The organism is Oleiphilus sp. HI0066 (assembly GCF_001635725.1).
This window is the reverse complement of the sequence record NZ_LWFH01000662.1, coordinates 1-623: the sequence shown is the minus strand read 5'-3', so window position 1 is coordinate 623 and position 623 is coordinate 1. Positions and strand designations below refer to the sequence as shown.

Below are 623 nucleotides of genomic sequence, written 5' to 3'. Positions count from 1 at the left end.
ATTAACACCCATTGGCTTGGAGAGAAAATAGAAAGTCATATCGATGCGGTTTGGCGTAACCAACTCAATATTCAATTATTCAATGAAGCCTCACTGCTAGAAACGGCTGGAGGCATCCGTAACGCCCTCTCTTTTTTAAATTCAGAGGCCGATACGCCATTTCTGCTGATCAATGGTGATGTCTACACAGAAGCGCCTCTCACGTCTTTATTAGAAAACAAGATCGGTAAAGAGATAAAAGCGCACATCCTTCTGTGCGAAAACCCGGAGCACAATACTAAGGGTGATTTCGGAATCGATAGCACTAACAGCAAACAGATACTCGCCACGCTCATCGCGCCTCTATCACATACTTATTCCGGTATTGGCCTATACCGGCCAAGCATGTTTAAAAATCTGCCTGAAGGAAAAGCGCCCTTGGGACCAATGCTTAAAGAGCTAGCGCAATCTCATCAACTGCAGGCATCAACATTAGATGGGTACTGGCTAGATGTTGGTACACCAAGTCGTCTCGAAACCTTAAGAAATCGACTCGCATAAAACAGGCTTAGTTTTTGCTTTATTTTGACAAATATTTCTTTTTGTCAAAATGCTGTCATATCACTGGAGCAACGACCATGTGG

1 protein-coding gene is annotated in these 623 nt (G+C 43.5%); it reads left to right on the top strand.

The window, feature by feature from the left end:
• The coding region (locus A3738_RS08335) for a sugar phosphate nucleotidyltransferase (RefSeq protein ID WP_068503222.1) at nt 1-540 on the top strand (540 nt) is incomplete at its 5' end.
• Nucleotides 541-623 lie beyond the last annotated feature (83 nt).